Below are 16,426 nucleotides of genomic sequence, written 5' to 3'. Positions count from 1 at the left end.
CTACCATGTCGTGGATGCAGGACGGTGCCAGATGCACCGGTGGGAAAGGCCGCTTCATGGAATCCATCGTCGATTTTCCGGATACGGATTTTCCGGGCACCGACCTTCCGGGCCTCCTCCGTCTGACCGAGGCCGGGTCCGGCAACCACACGCTGGACAGCGACGGGGAGACCCGGCTGCTGCGGGTGATGCGGCCGGGGCAGGCCTTTCCCATCCTGGTGCGGATGGCGGAGCCGGACGGCAGGACCGAAGCGGCTCTCGACCGCCTGCAACGGGAACACGCCCTGTCCCGCCGCCTGGATCCGGTGTGGGCTGCCAAGCCGCTCGACCTGCTGCGCCATGGCGAGATGCCGGTGCTGACCATGGCCGATCCGGGAGGGCAACCGCTGTCGACCCTGGCGGTATCGACGATGCCCTTCCGCGGGCGGTTGGCGCTGGCGGTCCGCATGGCCGGGGCGGTGGCGCGGTTGCACCGGCGGGGGCTGCTGCATGGCGATCTCCGGCCGTTCAACCTGCTGGTCGGCGACGACGGAGCGGTGCGGCTGACAGGTTTCGGGCGCTCCCGACTGCTGTCCGGGGGCCCGCTGTCCGGCGGGCTGCCGTCCGGGGGCCTGCCGCCGCTGGCCGCCCCCCCGGCGGACCGGCCGGCGCTGCTCGCCTACATGGCTCCGGAGCAGTCGGGGCGGATGAACCGCCCGGTCGACCGGCGCAGCGACCTCTATTCCCTCGGCGTCACCCTCTACGAGCTGTTCACCGGGGAACTGCCCTTCGCTGCGCGCGATGCGACGGAATGGATCCATGCCCATCTCGCCCGTGCGCCGATTCCGCCCACCTTCCAGGCCCCCGACCTGCCGCAGGCCGTCGCCGGCATCCTGCTGCGGCTGCTGGCCAAGACGGCGGAGGAGCGTTACCAAAGTGCCGACGGCCTCGTCCGCGACCTGACCCACGCCTTGCAGCTGTGGGAGGTCCAGGGTCGTATCCCACCCTTTCCCGCCGGCCTGCGCGACCTGCCGGAAGGGCTCGCTTCCCCGCCGGCGCTCTACGGCCGTGACGGGCCGGTGGCGGTCCTTCAGGCTGCCTTCGACCGTGTCGCCGGCCATGGCCGCATGGGGATCGTCCTGGTCGCCGGCCGGTCGGGGGAGGGCAAGTCGGCCGTCGTCGGCGCATTGGAGGAGCAGGTGCCGCCACCGCGCGGCCTGTTCGCCGCCGGCAAGTTCGACCAGGGCAAGCGCGATCTTCCCTATGCCAGCCTGGCCGAGGCATTCCATGGGCTGGTCAGCCGCCTGCTGGCGCTGCCGGCTCCGCAGCGCGAGCGCTGGCGGCGCGCACTCCGCGAGGCGGTCGGCGCGAACGGCGCGGTGCTGACCGCGCTGATCCCCAACCTCGCCCTGCTGATCGGGGAACAGGCGCCGGTGGCGCCGCTGCCGCCGCAGGAGGCGCAGAACCGCTTCGACCTGCTGGTCCACCGGGTCGTCAAGGTCTTCGCCCGTCCCGACCATCCGCTGGTCCTGTTCCTCGACGATTTGCAATGGCTGGATCGCGCCACGCTGGATCTGCTGGACCGGCTGGTGGCCGGCGGCGGCGTCGGCAACCTGCTGCTGGTCGGCGCCTACCGCAGCGACGAGCTCGGGGCAGGGCATCCGCTGGCGGCGCTGCTGCAACGGATGCGGGCCGCCGGGCCGGAGATCGACCGCGAGGAGATCGCGCTGTCCCCGCTGTCGCCCGACGATGTGCGGCGGATGACCGCCGACAGCCTCGACCGCAGGCCCGACGAGGTGGCGGCGTTCGCCGCCCTGCTGCATGAACGGACCGGTGGCAACCCCTTCTTCACGGTGCAGCTGCTGACCGCGCTGGAACGCTCCGGCCATCTGTGGTTCGACCGCGCCGTCCGGCGCTGGGACTGGAACATGGCGGCGGTGGAGGAGGCACGGTCGGGCGGCGGCATCGCCACGCTGATGACCGAACGGCTGGCCCGCTTCCCGGCCGAGGCGCGCGACCTGCTTGCCCGTTTCGCCGCGCTCGGCGTCCGCGTCCGCCTGTCCACGCTGGCGCTCGCCGGGGGCCTGCCGGAGCCGGAGGCCGAGCGCATCCTCGAACCGGCGGTGGCCGAAGGACTGCTACTGCGGACGGAGGACGGCTACCGCTTCCTTCACGACCGGGTTCAGGAGGGGGCCTACGCCCTGGTGCCGGCGGAAGCGCGCGGCGCGCTGCACCTCGACATCGCCCGCGCCCTGCACCGGGGGTTCGCCGCGGACCTCTCCGGCGAGCGGCTGTTCGAGCTGGTTGGCCAGTACGACCGCTGTCTTTCCCTGATCCCGGAGGAGCCGGAGCGGGCGCAGGTGGCGACGCTCCATCTCGCCGCCGGCCACCGCGCCAAGGAGGCGAGTGCCCATGGCTCGGCGCTCGCCTATGCGCTCGGCGGCCTGCGCCTGCTGGAGGGCGGCCGGTGGGAGCGGCAGCACCGGCTGGCCTTCGCGCTGGAGCATCTCCAGGCGGAATGCGAGTTCCTGAGCGGCGACCTGCAACAGGCCGAACGGCGGCTTCTCCAGCTCATCGGTCGGGCGGAATGCCCGGTCGACCGCGCCGCCATCACGGCGCTGCTGGTCACCGTCTATACCGCCATCGACCGCAGCGACCGTGCCATCGACTCCTGTCTGGCCTATCTGCGCGGCGTCGGCATCGACTGGCCGGCCCACCCGCCGGCCGCGCTGGCGCACGAGGAATACGCACAGTTGCGCGCGGCCATCGGTGACCGGCCCATCCCGTCGCTGGCCGCCCTTCCCGCCATCGGCGATCCCGACGGCCGGGCGACGCTCGACGTGCTGGCCGCGGCCTTGCCGCCGGCCTTCTTCAGCGACCGCAACCTGGTCTGCCTGATCCTGTGCCGGATGGCGAACCTGTCGCTCCGGAACGGGCGCAGCGACGCCTCCGCCCTCGGCTTCGCCTACCTCGGCATGATGGCCGGCCCCTGTTTCGGCGACTACGCCGCCGGCTACGAGTTCGGCCGGCTCGGCTACGATCTGGCCGAGCGGCAGGGCCGGACGCGCTACCGGGCGCGGGTGCTGATGACCTTCGCCTACCATGTCGTGCCGTGGACCCGCGACATCCGCAGCGAGCGGCCCCTGCTGCTGCGGGCCTTCGAGGAGGCGCGGGAGGCCGGCGACGTCACCTACGGCGGCTTCACCAGCGTCACGCTGGTCACCAGCATGCTGGCGTCGGGCGACCCGCTGGCGACCGTCCAGCGCACGGCGGAAACGCGGCTGGCCTATGTCCGGCAGGTGAAGTTCGGCCTGTGCACCGACATCCTGACCACCCAGCTGCAATTCGTCCGTGCGCTGCGCGGGCGGACCGACGCGCTTCACTCCTTCGACGGGCAGGGCTTCGACGATGCCGCCTTCGAGGCGCGCCTGCTCGCCAACCCCAGCCTGGACATCGCCACCTGCTGGCACTGGATCCGCACGCTTCAGCTCCGCTGCATCGCCGGCGACATGGCCGGGGCGGTCGAGGCGGCCGAACGGGCCGAGGGGCTGCTGTGGACCACGTCGGGCCATTGGGAGATGGCGGAATTCCACCTGCATGCGGCGCTCGCGCGGGCGGGTGCGATGGACGGTGCCGATCCGGAGGACCGCGCCCGCCACGCTGCAGCGCTGGCCCGGCATCTCGGCCAGTTGCGCGACTGGGCCGGCCATAGCCCCGACAGCTTCGACGCCCGCTTCGCCCTGGCGGGGGCGGAGGCCGCGCGGGTCGAGGGGCGGACGGAGGACGCGATGCGCGGTTATGACCGCGCGGTGCGGGCGGCCCAGCGCAGCGCCCTGCCGCATGTCGAGGCGCTGGCCAACGAATGCGCCGCCGGTTTCTACCGCGGCTTCGGCATGCCGACGCTGGAACTGGCCTCCATCGGGGCTGCGGCGGACTGCTACGGCCGCTGGGGTGCGTCGGCCAAGGTCCGGCAGCTCGCCGGGCGTTACCCGGCCCTCGCCCTCGATGCGGAGGAGGTGGCGGTGCCGGCACCGCCGCGCGGCTTCGGCGGGGTCGATCCGGCATCGCTGCTGGAAACCCTGCGGACCATGTCCGACCAGGCGAGCGTCGAGCAGCTGACCGGCACCCTGCTGACCCTGGTGCTGGAGCATGCCGGGGCCAGCCGCGGGCTGCTGATCCTCGCCCGCGGCGAGCGGCTGCGGGTCGAGGCGGAGGCGACGACGGGGCTCTACGGCGTGTCCGTCCGCCTCGTGCAGGAGGATGCCGACCGCACCGCGCTGCCTCATGCCATCCTCCACGGCGCCATCCGCGACCAGGGGGCGGTGATCGTCGACGACACCCGTGCCGCAGGGCCGTTCTCCGCCGATCCCTATTTCCGCGATACCGAGGCGCGGTCCATCCTGTGCCTGCCGCTGGTCCGCCGCCGCCGCGTCGTCGGGCTGCTGCATCTGGAAAACGCGCTGGCGACCCACGCCTTCACCCCGGATCTGGTCAATGTGCTGACCCTGCTCGGCGCCCAGGCGGCGGCGTCGCTGGAGACCGCGACGCTGGAGGAGAAGGAGGCGCTGCTGAAGGAGGTCCACCACCGGGTCAAGAACAACCTGCAGCTGGTGACCAGCCTGCTCAACCTCCAGGCCCACCGGATCGAGGACAAGGCGGTGGCCGCCCTGTTCGCCGACAGCCGCGACCGCGTCCGGTCGATGGCGCTGGTGCATGAAAATCTCTACCGGCTCGGCAACTTCGCCCGCGTGCCGATGCGCGAGCATCTGGCATCGGTCTGCGCCCACCTGCTGCGCGCCTATTCCCGGCAGGCCGGGGCGGTCCGGCTGGAAACCGACCTGGACGACCTGTCGCTCGACCTCGACCGCGCGGTGCCCTGCGGCCTGATCGTCAACGAACTGGTCTCCAACGCGCTGAAGCACGCCTTTCCCGGCGGCCGGGGCGGGGTTCTGCGCGTCGCGCTGACCGCGGACGGACGTGACTGCCGCCTATCCGTTCGTGACGACGGCGTGGGCTTGCCCGGCGATTACGATCCCGATAGGATGGAGACCGTGGGGTTTCAGCTCGTTACGGACTTGACCAGCCAACTGCACGGTGCCTTCAGCTACAGTTCCAAGTCGGGTGCAGAGTTCATCGTCACCTTTCCTGTGAAGGGGCGAAATCGGGGAAGTGAATGATCGCGGCACGGATTCTGATCGTCGAAGACGACCGCATCGTCGCACGCGATATTCAGCATCAACTTGCCCGCATGGGCCATGTGGTCATAGGAATGTCCGCCAACGGCGAGGACGCCATCCGGCTCGCCGGCTGCCATCGACCCGATCTCGTGCTGATGGACATCCGGCTGGAAGGGGAGATGGACGGGATCGAGGCCGCCCGCCGGATCCGCGACGCCCACCGCATCCCCATCGTCTTCCTCACCGCCTACGCCAATGACGAGGTCGTGCAGCGGGCCAGCCTGACGGAGCCCTTCGGCTATCTGCTGAAGCCGTTCGAGGAGCCGCAGATGCGCACCGTCATCCAGATGGCGCTGTACAAGCATGCCAGCGACGCGAAGCTGCGGATGAGCGAGCGGCGCTATGCCGCCACGCTCGCCAGCATCCGCGACGGCGTCATCCTGTGCGACGGCCAGGGCCGGGTCGATTTCATGAACCGGGTGGCGGAGACGATGACCGGCTGGACCGCGGCGGACGCCGCCGGGCAGCTGCTGGCCTCCGTCTTCGTCGCCGTCGACGAGGAAACGCAGGAGCCGCTGGAGGATTTCTCCACCCTCGTCCTGCGCAGCCCGGACTTCGCCCCGCCGGAACGGCTGTCCCGGCTGCTGCCCCGCTGCGCGGCCGGGGATGCCTGCACAGGGATGCTCGGCGGCATGGCCCCTGGAGTTGCGGCTCCCGGAATCGTGATCGAGGAGCGCTGTTCCGCCATCATCGACGACCGCGGCGAGGTGGTCGGCTCCATCCTGGTGTTCAGCGACCTAACCCAGCGCCGCCAGATCGCCGAGGCGCTGCGCAAGGCCCAGGCCGACCTCGCCCATATCGGCCGGCTGACCATGATGGGGGAGCTGGCCGCCGCGGTCGCGCACGAGGTCAACCAGCCGCTGATGGCCATCGTCACCAACGCCGGCACCTGCCTCCAGCACCTGTCGCAGCCGCAGCCGGACCTTGCCCGGACCCGGATCGTGGTGGAACGGATCGTGCGCGACGCCCAGCGGGCCGGCGACGTGGTCCGCAGCATCCATGCGCTGGCCCGCCGCACCCCGGCCGATCCCGGCTGGGTCGACCTGAGCGCCCTGATCGCCGACACGCTGGCGCTGGTGCGGGCGGAGCTGCGCCGCGCCCACGTCCAGGTGGAGACCGACCTGCCGCAGGGGCCGCCCTGGGTCCATGGCGACCGGGTCCAATTGCAGCAGCTCGTGCTGAATCTCGTGATGAACGCCATCGAGGCGATGGCCGCGCCGGCCGTGACGGAACGGCGGCTGCGGATCGCCACCAGCTGCGGGGACGGCCGCATCCGGGTCCGGGTCGAGGATACCGGGGTCGGCATCGCCGAAACGGATGTCGACGCCATCTTCCGGGCGCTCTACACCACCAAGCCGGACGGGCTGGGCATGGGCCTGTCGATCAGCCGGTCCATCGTGGAACTGCATGGCGGATGGCTGACCGCGGCGCCCGGCTCCTCGGGCGGAAGCGTGTTCGAATTCGTGCTGCCGGTGTCGCCCGGAGGGGAGTGATGAGGAGCAAGCTGCAAGCCGCCCCTGCCGCCCCCACCGTCGTCGTGATCGACGACGACGAAGCGGTCCGCGAAGCGCTGGAAGACCTGCTGGACTCGGTTGGGTTGACGGTCAGGAGCTTCCCGTCGGTGCGGCAGTATGTCGAGCTGTGCCCGGCCGTCGATGTCGGCTGCATGGTGCTGGACGTGCGGCTGCCGGGGCGCAGCGGCCTGGATTTCCAGGCGGAGCTGGCCCGGTCCGGCGACGGCCTGCCGGTGATCTTCATCAGCGGCCATGCCGACGTGCCGATGTGCGCCCGTGCGATGAAGGCGGGGGCGTTCGAGTTCCTGACCAAGCCGGTCCATCACCAGGAACTGCTGGACGCCATCCACGCCGCCATCGCCCGGCACCGCGAGCGCCGCGACCGGGAACGCGGCCTCGTCACCCAGCGCGCCCGCTTCGGTACGCTGACGCCGCGGGAGCGCGAGATCACGCTGATGGTGGTGTCCGGCCTGCGCAACAAGCAGATCGCCGACGACCTCGGCCTCAGCGAGGCGACGGTGAAGCTGCACCGCGGCCAGGCCATGCGCAAGATGGCGGCGCGGTCGGTGGTGGAACTGGTGCGCATCGTCGACGGCCTGGCGCCGCAAGCAGTGCCGCAGACCGACCGCCGGGCGTGATGCCGGCAGCCGTCGGTGCTGCCCGGCTTCCGCTTGCCCATACCGGTCCCGACAAATTCCCGGCCCCGGCTTCGATGACGACGCATCCCTGCATGTTTCACATCTCATTGCATGGCGGCATCTCCTCCTGATTCCCGCACCGAACCCGTGGAACCTCGAAGCCGTTTTCATAATATATTAGTGTTATTGTATATTCATGATGACAAAATTAGGTGTGAAACTATATTGACCTCTACATATCCCATGGGCTTAATCGGGCGCCTTATCACATGTGCGCCGGAGAGCAGAATGGTTGGACGGGATCGGCAGGTCGGAGGCGGTATCCGGCGGCGGGTGGTGGTTGCCGCGGCGGCGGCGATGACGGCGGCAGTGGCCCTCGGCGTGCTTCCCGTTTCGGCCGGGAACGCGGTGGCGCAGGAAGCCCGCCAGGGCGGCACCCTCAGCATCATCCTCCAGCCGGAGCCGGTGACGCTCACCCCGTCCACCAACATGGCCCAGCCGACCCAGGTGGTCGCCGGCAACATCTTCGACGGTCTGGTCGCCTACGATTTCGACCTGAAGCCGAAGCCCGCCCTGGCCGACCGCTGGGAGGTCGCGGCCGACGGGCTGACCATCACCTTCCACCTGCGCAGCGGTGTGAAATGGCATGACGGCAAGCCCTTCTCGGCCGCCGACGTGAAATGGTCGCTGGAGAACATCTGGAAGACCATCCACCCGCGCAACAAGTCGCTGTTCGAGAACGTCACCCAGGTCGACACCCCGGACGACTCAACCGTCATCCTGCGCCTGTCGAAGCCGTCGCTGCCGATCCTGTCGGTGCTGAACGGCGTCGGCGCCCCGATCCTGCCCAAGCATCTCTACGAGGGCACGGACATCCTCAACAACCCCTACAACAACAAGCCGGTCGGCACCGGCCCCTTCGTCTTCAAGGAGTGGAAGCGCGGCGAGTATGTCGAGCTGGCCCGCAATCCCGATTACTGGGAGGCCGGCAAGCCGTATCTCGACCGGCTGCTGTTCCGCATCATCCCCGACGCCGCTGCCCGTGCCGCCGCCATCGAGAAGGGGGAGATCCAGTATGCTCCCTACAACCCGGTGCCCTTCCGCGACGCCGAGCGTCTGGCCAAGCTGCCGCGCCTGAAGGTCGACACCCGCGGCTATGAATGGCTGTCGCCGCTGCTCTATCTCGATTTCAACGTCGAGAACCAGTATCTGAAGGATGTCCGGGTGCGCCGGGCCCTTGCCCATGCCATCGACCGCGCCGCCCTGGCCAAGATCGTGTGGTTCGGCTACGCCAAGCCGGCGATCAGCCCGGTGCCGTCGTCGCTCGTCGCCTTCCACAATGCCAAGCTGCCGCAATACCCCTTCGACGTGAAGAAGGCCGAGGCGCTGCTGGACGAGGCCGGATTCAAGCGCGACGCCAATGGCGTGCGCTTCACCCTGACCCATGATTTCCTGCCCTACGGCGACGACTACCGCCGTACCGGCGAGTTCCTGAAGCAGGCGCTGAAGCGTGTCGGCATCGAGGTCACCATCCGCTCGCAGGACAGCGCCGCCTTCATCAAGCGCGTCTATGTCGACCGCGATTTCGACTTCGCCATCTCCTACAACAACGCCTTCCCCGATCCGCAGATCGGCGTCGTGCGCGCCTTCTGGTCGGGCTGGCTCGGCACCGGCACGCCCTGGACCAACGGCTCGGGCTATCGCAACGCCAGGGCCGATGCGCTGATCCAAGAAGCCGGCGTCGAAGGCGATCCGGCCAAGCGCGTGGCCCAGTTCAACGAGTTCCAGGACATCGTGCTGGGTGACGTGCCCTCGCTGCCGCTGCTGGAGCTGAACTTCTTCTCGGTCTATTCGGCCGACCTCCAGGGCATCGTCGAACAGGGCGATCAGGTCTATTCGTCGCTGAAGAACGCCCGCTTCGTCCAAGCCCCGAAGGGGAACTGACGCGCCGTGCCGACCTATCTCAGGCGCAGTGCCGCCCAGCTGGCCTTCGTGCTGCTGGGCATCGCGCTGATCAACTTCTTCCTGCTGCATCTGGCGCCCGGCGACGCGGCCCAGGTGCTGGCCGGGGAATCGGGAGCGGCGACGCCTGAGTACATGGAGGCGCTGCGCCGCCAGTTCGGACTGGACCAGCCGCTCTACATCCAGTTCCTGCGCTATCTCGGCAATCTGGTGACCTTCGACCTCGGCTATTCCTTCCGCCAGTCGCTGCCGGTGTCGGAGCTGATCCTGCAACGGCTGCCGGCGACGCTGCTGCTGATGGGAACCTCCATCGGCTTCGCGCTGGTCGCCGGTTGCGCGCTGGGCTTCCTCGCCGCCCGGCGGGCGGGGAAGCTGACCGACACGGTGATCTCCATCGTGGCGCTGCTGTTCTACGCCACGCCGGTCTTCTGGGTCGGCATCATGCTGATCGTCGTCTTCTCGGTCATGCTGGACTGGCTGCCGGTCGGCGGCATGACCAGCGTCGAGGCCAACCTGAGCGGCCTCGCCCTGGTGGGCGACGTGGCGCTGCATCTCATCCTGCCGGCGGTGACGCTGGGGCTGTTCTACCTCGCGATATACGCCCGGCTGATGCGGGCGGCGATGCTGGAGGTCTATGGCCAGGATTTCGTCCGCACCGCGCGGGCCAAGGGGGTGAGGCCCCGCCGCATCGCCTGGCGCCATGTGCTGCGCAACGCCCTGCTGCCCATTGTCACCACGCTCGGCGTGCAGCTCGGCTCGATCCTCGGCGGGGCGGTGCTGGTCGAGACGGTGTTCTCTTGGCCGGGGCTCGGCCGGTTGGCTTTCGCGGCGCTGTTCCAGCGCGACCTCAACCTGCTGCTCGGCATCCTGTTCTGCTCGTCGGTGGTGGTGGTTCTCGTCAACATCGCGGTCGATCTGGTCTATACGCTGCTCGACCCGCGCATCGAACTCGACTGACCGATGACCTCTCCCGACACCGTTTCCCTTCCCGCCCCGCGGCGGGAGTTCCGCGACAGCGGCATCGGCCGCCTGCTGCGGCGCCCGTCGGCGCTGCTGGGCCTGATCCTGCTGGCCGGCATCCTCGCCATGGCGGGGTTCGCCGACCTCGTCTTTCCCGGCGATCCGCTGGACATGGCGGGGATGCCGCTGATGCGTCCGGGCGACGCGCCGGAATTCCCGCTTGGCACCGACATGATGGGCCGGGATCTGGCGTCCGGCATCTTCCACGGCGCCCGCGTCTCGCTGCTGATCGGCGGGGTGGCGGCGCTGGTCTCGCTGGCGGTCGGCATCGGCATCGGCGCGCTGTCCGGCTATTACGGCGGCAGGATCGACCGGGCGCTGATGAGGCTGACCGAGCTGTTCCAGACCATCCCGCCCTTTCTGTTCACGCTGGCCCTGGTCGCCATCCTGCAACCCTCCATCGCCACCATCACCGCGGCCATCGGCATCACCTCCTGGTCGGGGCTGGCCCGGCTGGTGCGGGCGGAGGTGCTGCGGCTGCGCAACAGCGAGCTGGCGCAGGCCTCGATCATCCTCGGCGCGTCGGATGCCCGGATCATCTTCCTGCATATCCTGCCGAACGCGCTGGCGCCGGTGATCGTCTCGGCCTCCATCCTGGTGGCGACCGCGATCCTCACCGAATCCTCGCTGTCGTTCCTCGGCCTCGGCGACCCCAACGTCGTCAGCTGGGGCGGCATGGTGGGCGCGGGACGCGAGGCGATCCGCACCGATCCGCATGTCGCGGCACTTCCCGGCGTCGCCATCGTCGTCGCCGTGCTGGCGCTGAACCTGCTGGGCGACGGCCTGAACGACGTGCTGAACAGCAAGGGGGAGCGGCGATGAGCGCGGCCGTGCCGGCCCTTGCCGAGCCCGTCCTCGCGGTCGACGGGCTGTCGATCGCCTTCCAGACCCGGCGCGGCCCGCTGCCGGCGGTGCGCGACCTGTCCTTTTCGGTCAAGCGCGGCGAGATGCTGGCCATCGTCGGCGAGAGCGGCTGCGGCAAGTCGCTGACCGCGCTGGCGCTGCTCGGCCTGGTGCCGCCGCCCGGCCGGGTGACCGGCGGGACGGTGCGGCTGGAGGGGTGCGACCTGCTGACGCTCGGCGAGGAGGAGCTGCGCAGGGCGCGCGGCGCCCGCATCTCGATGATCTTCCAGGAGCCGATGACCGCGCTCAACCCGGTGCTGACCGTGGGCGAGCAGATCATGGAGGCGATCCTCGAACATGAGCCGGTCAGCTCCAAAGCGGCGCGCGACCGGACGCTGGCGTTGCTGGAGCGGGTGCGCATCCCCGATCCGGCCCGCCGTTTCGCCGAATATCCGCACCGCCTGTCGGGCGGCATGCGCCAGCGGGTGATGATCGCCATGGCGCTGGCCGGCGCCCCCGCCGTGCTGGTCGCCGACGAGCCGACCACCGCGCTCGACGTCACCATCCAGGCGCAGATCCTCGGCCTGATCGACGAGCTGCGGCGCGAGCAGGGCACCGCCGTCGTCTTCATCACCCATGACCTCGGCGTGGTGTCGCGCTATGTCGACCGCGTGCTGGTGATGTATGCCGGCCGCAAGGTGGAGGAGCGCGACACCCGCGACCTCTTCGCAGATCCCGCCCACCCCTACACGCAGGGTCTGATCGCAGCGCAGCCGCGGGGGCTTGCCGCGGCGCAGCCGCATGCCGGTCCTGCCGGAGTGGTGCGCGAGCGTCTGACCGAGATTCCCGGTACCGTGCCGGCGCTGGCGGCGATGCCGCCGGGCTGCGCCTTCGCCCCGCGCTGTCCGCTCGCCGACGAGCGCTGCGCCCGGGAGGTTCCGCCGCCGCGCCGGGCCGGCAGCGGTCTCGTCGCCTGCCATCATGCCGGAGAGAGCCATGCGATCTGATGCCGACGCCCTCCCATCGGCTCCGCCGGCCGCGCCGGTGTTGTCGGTCCGCGGGCTTTCGGTGGAGTACCGGACACCGCGCGGTCTGGTCCATGCGCTGGACGACGTGTCCTTCGACCTCGCCCAGGGCGAGACGCTGGGCATCGTCGGCGAGTCCGGCTGCGGGAAATCGACCCTGGCGCGGGCGGTCGTCCGGCTGACCGAGCCCAGCGCCGGGTCGATCCTGCTCGCCGGGGAGGACATCACCGGCGCCTCGCGGCGGCATCTGCGCGGGGTGCGGCGCTCGTTGCAGATGGTGCTCCAGGATCCGGCGGCCTCGCTCGATCCGCGCTGGACGGTGGGCGAACTGCTGGCCGAGCCGCTGGTCATCCACCGAATCGGCAGCCGGGCCGAGCGGCGGGCGCGGGTCGCCGAGCTGCTGCGCAAGGTCGGGCTGCCGCCCGAGGCGGCCGGCCGGCGGCCGCACGAGTTCTCCGGCGGCCAGCGCCAGCGCATCGGCATCGCCCGCGCGTTGGCGCTGGACCCGAAGCTGGTGGTGCTGGACGAACCGGTCTCGGCGCTCGACGTCTCGGTCCAGGCCCAGATCCTGAACCTGCTGACCGACCTGCAGCGGACGCTGGGCGTCAGCTTCCTGTTCATCGGCCATGACCTGTCGGTGGTGGAGTACATCTCCGACCGGGTGGCGGTGATGTATCTCGGCCGCATCGTCGAGATGGGCGACCGGGCCAGCCTGTGGCGCCGCCCCGCCCATCCCTACACCCGCGCCCTGCTCGACGCCGCCCCGCGCATCGACGCGCAGCCCGGCGGCGCGGCCGCGCCAGGGCTGATCGGCGACACGCCCAGCCCCTACGACCTGCCCACCGGCTGCCGATTCCACACCCGCTGTCCCATCGCCGCCGACCTCTGCCGGCATGAGGCGCCCGCGACGCGTGAACTGGCGCCGGGCCATCTCGTCGCCTGCCATTTCGCCGATGACGGGACGGAGCCGCCCTCCGCCGCGGGGCTCGGTCCCGGCATCTGAACGCCGCGGCAACTCCTCAGGGCGTCAGGAACAGCGCCGAGGTCCACACCCGCGACTGGTCGCGCTGGCGGCCGGTGAGGAACAGCGGATGCTCGCGGCCGGCCGCGAGCCCCAGCCCGGCGAGCGGGATGCGGCCAGCGAGGTCGCGGGGCAGCGGCGCCTCGGTAACACGCTCCACCGTAACCTCCAGTTCGGTGCCGGGCAGCAGGCGGGTGACGGACCCGGACGGGCCGGCGCTGCCGTCCAGCAGCGCGTCGCCGTCGATCTCCAGCACCGCTTCCGGCGCGTGCGGGTTGGGCGGCGGGGTCAGCGGGTTGCCGACCTTCACATAGGTGCCGATGTCGAGATGGACGCGGATGCGGGTGCCGGCAAGCCTCGACAGCGTCAGCTCCACCCCGTCGGTGTCGCCATGGGTCACCGTGCGCAGCGCCACGCTGGTGGCGTCCTGCCGCCAGCAACCCTGTTCGGGATGGTCGAAGCCGAATGGCTCGACCCGCTGCACCGCGGCACCGGTTATGGTGATGCCGCCGCTCCAATAGGCGCCGCGGTAGCGGTCCTTGATGCGGGCGCCGCCCAGCCGCAGGCGGATGCGGCGTTCCGACAATCCCAGTTCGCGGTGCAGGTCGCGTTCCCACAGCACCTGTTCGCCGTCATGGAGACGGAGCGTCTCCCAGCCGCGATCCCCGAGCAGCCGGTAGTCGAGCTCGTCGCCGGCCGAGGCCGTCACCACCTCGCCCATCCAGCGGTCGCCCAGCCGCAGGCTGGCGAAGCTGCGCTCGCCCGTGGTGGCGAAGGTCCGGCGCGAGCGCAGCGCCCGGCCGACGCTGGCGCGGTCGAGGCTGTCGGCCAGCACCCCGGTCAGCCCGCCGCGCGCGCCGAACACCGCGGTCGCCGGGGCGCCGCCGCCGCAGCGGCCCTGATGCTCGTCGCTGCTGGCCGAAGCGCCCAGCCGGTAGCCGCGGGCCAGCGCCTCGGCATAGACCCAGTGGAATTGTCCCCAGGCGGAGCCGATCTCGATCAGCCGTTCCAGCTCGGGATGGTGCCAGTCGAGGTTGCAGCGCCGGCCGCCGACATGGGGGATCAGCAGATGGCCTTCCGGGTCGTCCTGGTAGGCGGCATAGAGGTCGTCCAGCGGCCAGGCTCCGGGGCGGAGCTTGCCGCGCGTGGACTCGTTCCACTCGAAGGAGCGGACCGGCTGGCCCCGGCTGTCAGTCGGGAATTGCGGAACGCTGTCGCGCAGGAAGATGACGTTGTGGTCGCCGCCGGCCGCCGAATTGCCGCACCATTCGGTGCCGGGATAGCAGACGAAGCGGCCGGCTTCGTTGAAGCGGTCGATCAGCCCGACCGCCTCGCTCCAGGCCTTTTCGGTGACGTTGAAATCGTTGGCGGTATAGCCCAGCACGTCCAGTCCGGCGACGTCGCGGCCGTAGGACAGGTTGTAGGCGGTGTCGTTGGTGCCGACGGTGTCGTTGGAATGGACATGCAGGTCGGCGTAGACGGCGCGCGGCGCATCCTCCTCGACGGCGACGAAGGCTTCGGCCGGGACCAGCCCCTCGGCCGTGGCGGCGATCCGCCATTCCCCTTCGGCGAGCTCGACCGTCCGGCGCCCGACCATCCAGCCATAGGCATCGGGGTTGGGCGGGAGCGCCAGCTGTTGCGTGGTTTCCCCCTGCGGTCCCGCCAGGGTCAGCGTGGCGTCGATGGTGCCGTCGATGCAGCAGTTGCCCCACACGTCCTCGGCGCGCAGCAGCAGGGTTGCTGGTCCCGGAGCGGTCAGGCGCGGCGCCACCAGACGCAGGGCGGCGGGGGCGCCGGGAACGATGTCGAGCACGCAGTCACCCGGCACCTCGGCGTATTTCTGGCTGCCGAGCGGATCGATGAAGACGCGGAAGCGGAAGCCCTGCTCGACGAAGCTCTGCACCCGCGTGCCCGGCCCGCCGCGCCGCCGGTCGCCCAGCCGGATGAGGATGCGGTCGCCGGGGTTGAGGTAGCCGTCGATCACGTCGATGACGATGGCCTTCTGGTAGGGGCGCTCGTGCCCCTTCTGGTCGAAGCGCACCTTCAGCGCCTGGATCGTTGCCGGGCTCTGCCCCGGAACCAGCGGCCCGGCCTCATACTCCGCCGACACGTAGTTGGCGGCCTGCGGGTCGCTGGTCTGGAACAGCGCCCAGTCGGAATAGAACTTCATCGCCAGCTTGATGCCGGCGCCATCGGCGAGACCGGAGGCGCCGACCTCGTAGACAAGCTGTACTTCCGTCCATTCGCCGGCGACCAGCCGGCGGTGCGAACAGCTGGTGGACCCCAGGAAGGGGCGGTCCTTGTTGCGTTCGTACAGCCCGACGGGGGCGATATGACGGGTGGCGGTCATGGGGGCGGTTCCTCCGAATTCCTGGGAATCACGACTCGGTCGAGGTGCCGGCGGCAGGAACGGCGCCCGCGGCCGCATGTCCCCCGTGACCGGCTGACACGGCTATGTAATACAATATAATACATATATAAGGCATTGTGAGGCAACTTTGGAATCCGGCGAAGCCCGGGCATCGCGCGCCGCGACGGCATGCGGGCTTGAGCCGTCCCGCCTCCGGTGGCATCAAGGTGGCATGAGGGCGGCATCCGTCGGTCAGTTCGGTATCGGCACAGTTTATAGCACTCGCCATACCCATATCGATTATGCCACTCTTCCGAGAAGAGTAGGGTGGACATTCGACGGCGCGCACGGGTTTCAGAGCGGCATGGCATTGTTTCCGGACAGAGTGCAACGATCGGCACGGCATGTTGGCCGTGGCCGCCGCGCTGGTCGTGCAGCTTTTTGCCTGGGCCTGGATGCCGGTCTGGAGCAATTCCGGCCAAGTTGCGGTCACCAGTCTAATGGCGATCTGCACGTCCGAAGGCATGAAGTCCATCCTTCTGGACGAGAACGGCCTGCCGGCCCGGTCGGAGTCGGCGCAATCGCCGGACGGTGCTTCTCCGGACGGGAAACCGCCCGCCGGTAAGGCGGAAGGGCACTGCCCGCTCTGTCCGCTGGTTGGTGGGCTGGGCCTTGCTCCCGTCCAATGGGTCGCCATGCCGGCGGAGGTTGAGCGCCATGGGCCCACGGCGTTGCCGGGCCGACAGATCGCAACCGGCTGGTTCCTCGCGACTCTTCAGGCGAGGGCACCCCCCGCATTGGGGTGATGCGCCCGCCGTGGCCGCCAGACCGCCCTCC

The 16,426-nt window shown here is 70.1% G+C and carries 10 protein-coding genes; 9 read left to right on the top strand and 1 reads right to left on the bottom strand.

Features of this window, described 5'->3' with window-relative positions; translation table 11 throughout:
- Positions 1-56 precede the first annotated feature (56 nt).
- The 8 genes from ABMY26_RS04060 to ABMY26_RS04025 all read left to right on the top strand — a co-directional run bounded on the left by ABMY26_RS04060 (position 57) and on the right by ABMY26_RS04025 (position 13,221).
- The gene (locus tag ABMY26_RS04060; protein ID WP_372394188.1) at positions 57-5,156 is read left to right on the top strand and encodes an AAA family ATPase; all 5,100 of its coding nucleotides are present in this window, start codon (positions 57-59) and stop codon (positions 5,154-5,156) included.
- Positions 5,153-6,709, top strand: coding sequence for an ATP-binding protein (locus ABMY26_RS04055; RefSeq protein ID WP_372394186.1), 1,557 nt, complete (start codon positions 5,153-5,155; stop codon positions 6,707-6,709). Before ABMY26_RS04060 ends, ABMY26_RS04055 begins: the two co-directional genes overlap by 4 nt.
- Entirely contained in the window at positions 6,709-7,368 is a 660-nt protein-coding gene (locus tag ABMY26_RS04050) for a response regulator transcription factor (protein WP_372394184.1), read from the top strand. The genes ABMY26_RS04055 and ABMY26_RS04050 overlap by 1 nt, the downstream gene beginning before the upstream one ends.
- 288 nt (positions 7,369-7,656) lie before the next feature.
- Positions 7,657-9,312 carry an ABC transporter substrate-binding protein gene (locus ABMY26_RS04045; RefSeq protein WP_372394183.1) on the top strand — a complete coding sequence of 552 codons (1,656 nt, stop codon included), beginning with the start codon at positions 7,657-7,659 and terminating at the stop codon, positions 9,310-9,312.
- Positions 9,313-9,318: 6 nt separating this feature from the next.
- Positions 9,319-10,287 (top strand): ABC transporter permease, encoded by a 969-nt coding sequence (locus ABMY26_RS04040; protein WP_372394182.1) that lies wholly within the window; start codon positions 9,319-9,321, stop codon positions 10,285-10,287.
- Between the two features lie 3 nt (positions 10,288-10,290).
- Entirely contained in the window at positions 10,291-11,172 is an 882-nt protein-coding gene (locus ABMY26_RS04035; RefSeq protein WP_372394181.1) for an ABC transporter permease, read from the top strand.
- Positions 11,169-12,200: an ABC transporter ATP-binding protein gene (locus tag ABMY26_RS04030; RefSeq protein ID WP_372394178.1), complete on the top strand. Its 1,032-nt coding sequence runs from the start codon at positions 11,169-11,171 to the stop codon at positions 12,198-12,200. The genes ABMY26_RS04035 and ABMY26_RS04030 overlap by 4 nt, the downstream gene beginning before the upstream one ends.
- Complete coding sequence (locus ABMY26_RS04025) at positions 12,190-13,221, top strand: ABC transporter ATP-binding protein (protein WP_372394176.1); 1,032 nt, start codon at positions 12,190-12,192, stop codon at positions 13,219-13,221. Before ABMY26_RS04030 ends, ABMY26_RS04025 begins: the two co-directional genes overlap by 11 nt.
- A gap of 16 nt (positions 13,222-13,237) precedes the next feature.
- Here ABMY26_RS04025 and ABMY26_RS04020 read toward each other — a convergent pair whose 3' ends face one another.
- Positions 13,238-15,589, bottom strand: coding sequence for a hypothetical protein (locus tag ABMY26_RS04020; protein WP_372394174.1), 2,352 nt, complete (start codon positions 15,587-15,589; stop codon positions 13,238-13,240).
- A gap of 404 nt (positions 15,590-15,993) precedes the next feature.
- On the opposite strand from ABMY26_RS04020, the gene ABMY26_RS04015 reads away from it, so the two are divergent.
- Complete coding sequence (locus tag ABMY26_RS04015; RefSeq protein ID WP_372394172.1) at positions 15,994-16,395, top strand: DUF2946 family protein; 402 nt, start codon at positions 15,994-15,996, stop codon at positions 16,393-16,395.
- The last annotated feature ends 31 nt before the right edge of the window (positions 16,396-16,426 follow it).

The sequence above is a fragment of the Azospirillum sp. HJ39 genome (assembly GCF_041507355.1).
Lineage (GTDB): Bacteria > Pseudomonadota > Alphaproteobacteria > Azospirillales > Azospirillaceae > Azospirillum > Azospirillum thiophilum.
This window is presented reverse-complemented; position numbering and strand designations above follow the sequence as displayed.

Bases quoted from the DNA above. Each gene is read 5' to 3' on its own strand.
- ABMY26_RS04060 (WP_372394188.1), top strand. From the start codon at position 57: ATGGAATCCATCGTCGATTTTCCGGATACGGATTTTCCGGGCACCGAC.
- ABMY26_RS04055 (WP_372394186.1), top strand. From the start codon at position 5,153: ATGATCGCGGCACGGATTCTGATCGTCGAAGACGACCGCATCGTCGCA.
- ABMY26_RS04050 (WP_372394184.1), top strand. From the start codon at position 6,709: ATGAGGAGCAAGCTGCAAGCCGCCCCTGCCGCCCCCACCGTCGTCGTG.
- ABMY26_RS04045 (WP_372394183.1), top strand. From the start codon at position 7,657: ATGGTTGGACGGGATCGGCAGGTCGGAGGCGGTATCCGGCGGCGGGTG.
- ABMY26_RS04035 (WP_372394181.1), top strand. From the start codon at position 10,291: ATGACCTCTCCCGACACCGTTTCCCTTCCCGCCCCGCGGCGGGAGTTC.
- ABMY26_RS04030 (WP_372394178.1), top strand. From the start codon at position 11,169: ATGAGCGCGGCCGTGCCGGCCCTTGCCGAGCCCGTCCTCGCGGTCGAC.
- ABMY26_RS04025 (WP_372394176.1), top strand. From the start codon at position 12,190: ATGCGATCTGATGCCGACGCCCTCCCATCGGCTCCGCCGGCCGCGCCG.
- ABMY26_RS04020 (WP_372394174.1), bottom strand. From the start codon at position 15,589: ATGACCGCCACCCGTCATATCGCCCCCGTCGGGCTGTACGAACGCAAC.
- ABMY26_RS04015 (WP_372394172.1), top strand. From the start codon at position 15,994: ATGTTGGCCGTGGCCGCCGCGCTGGTCGTGCAGCTTTTTGCCTGGGCC.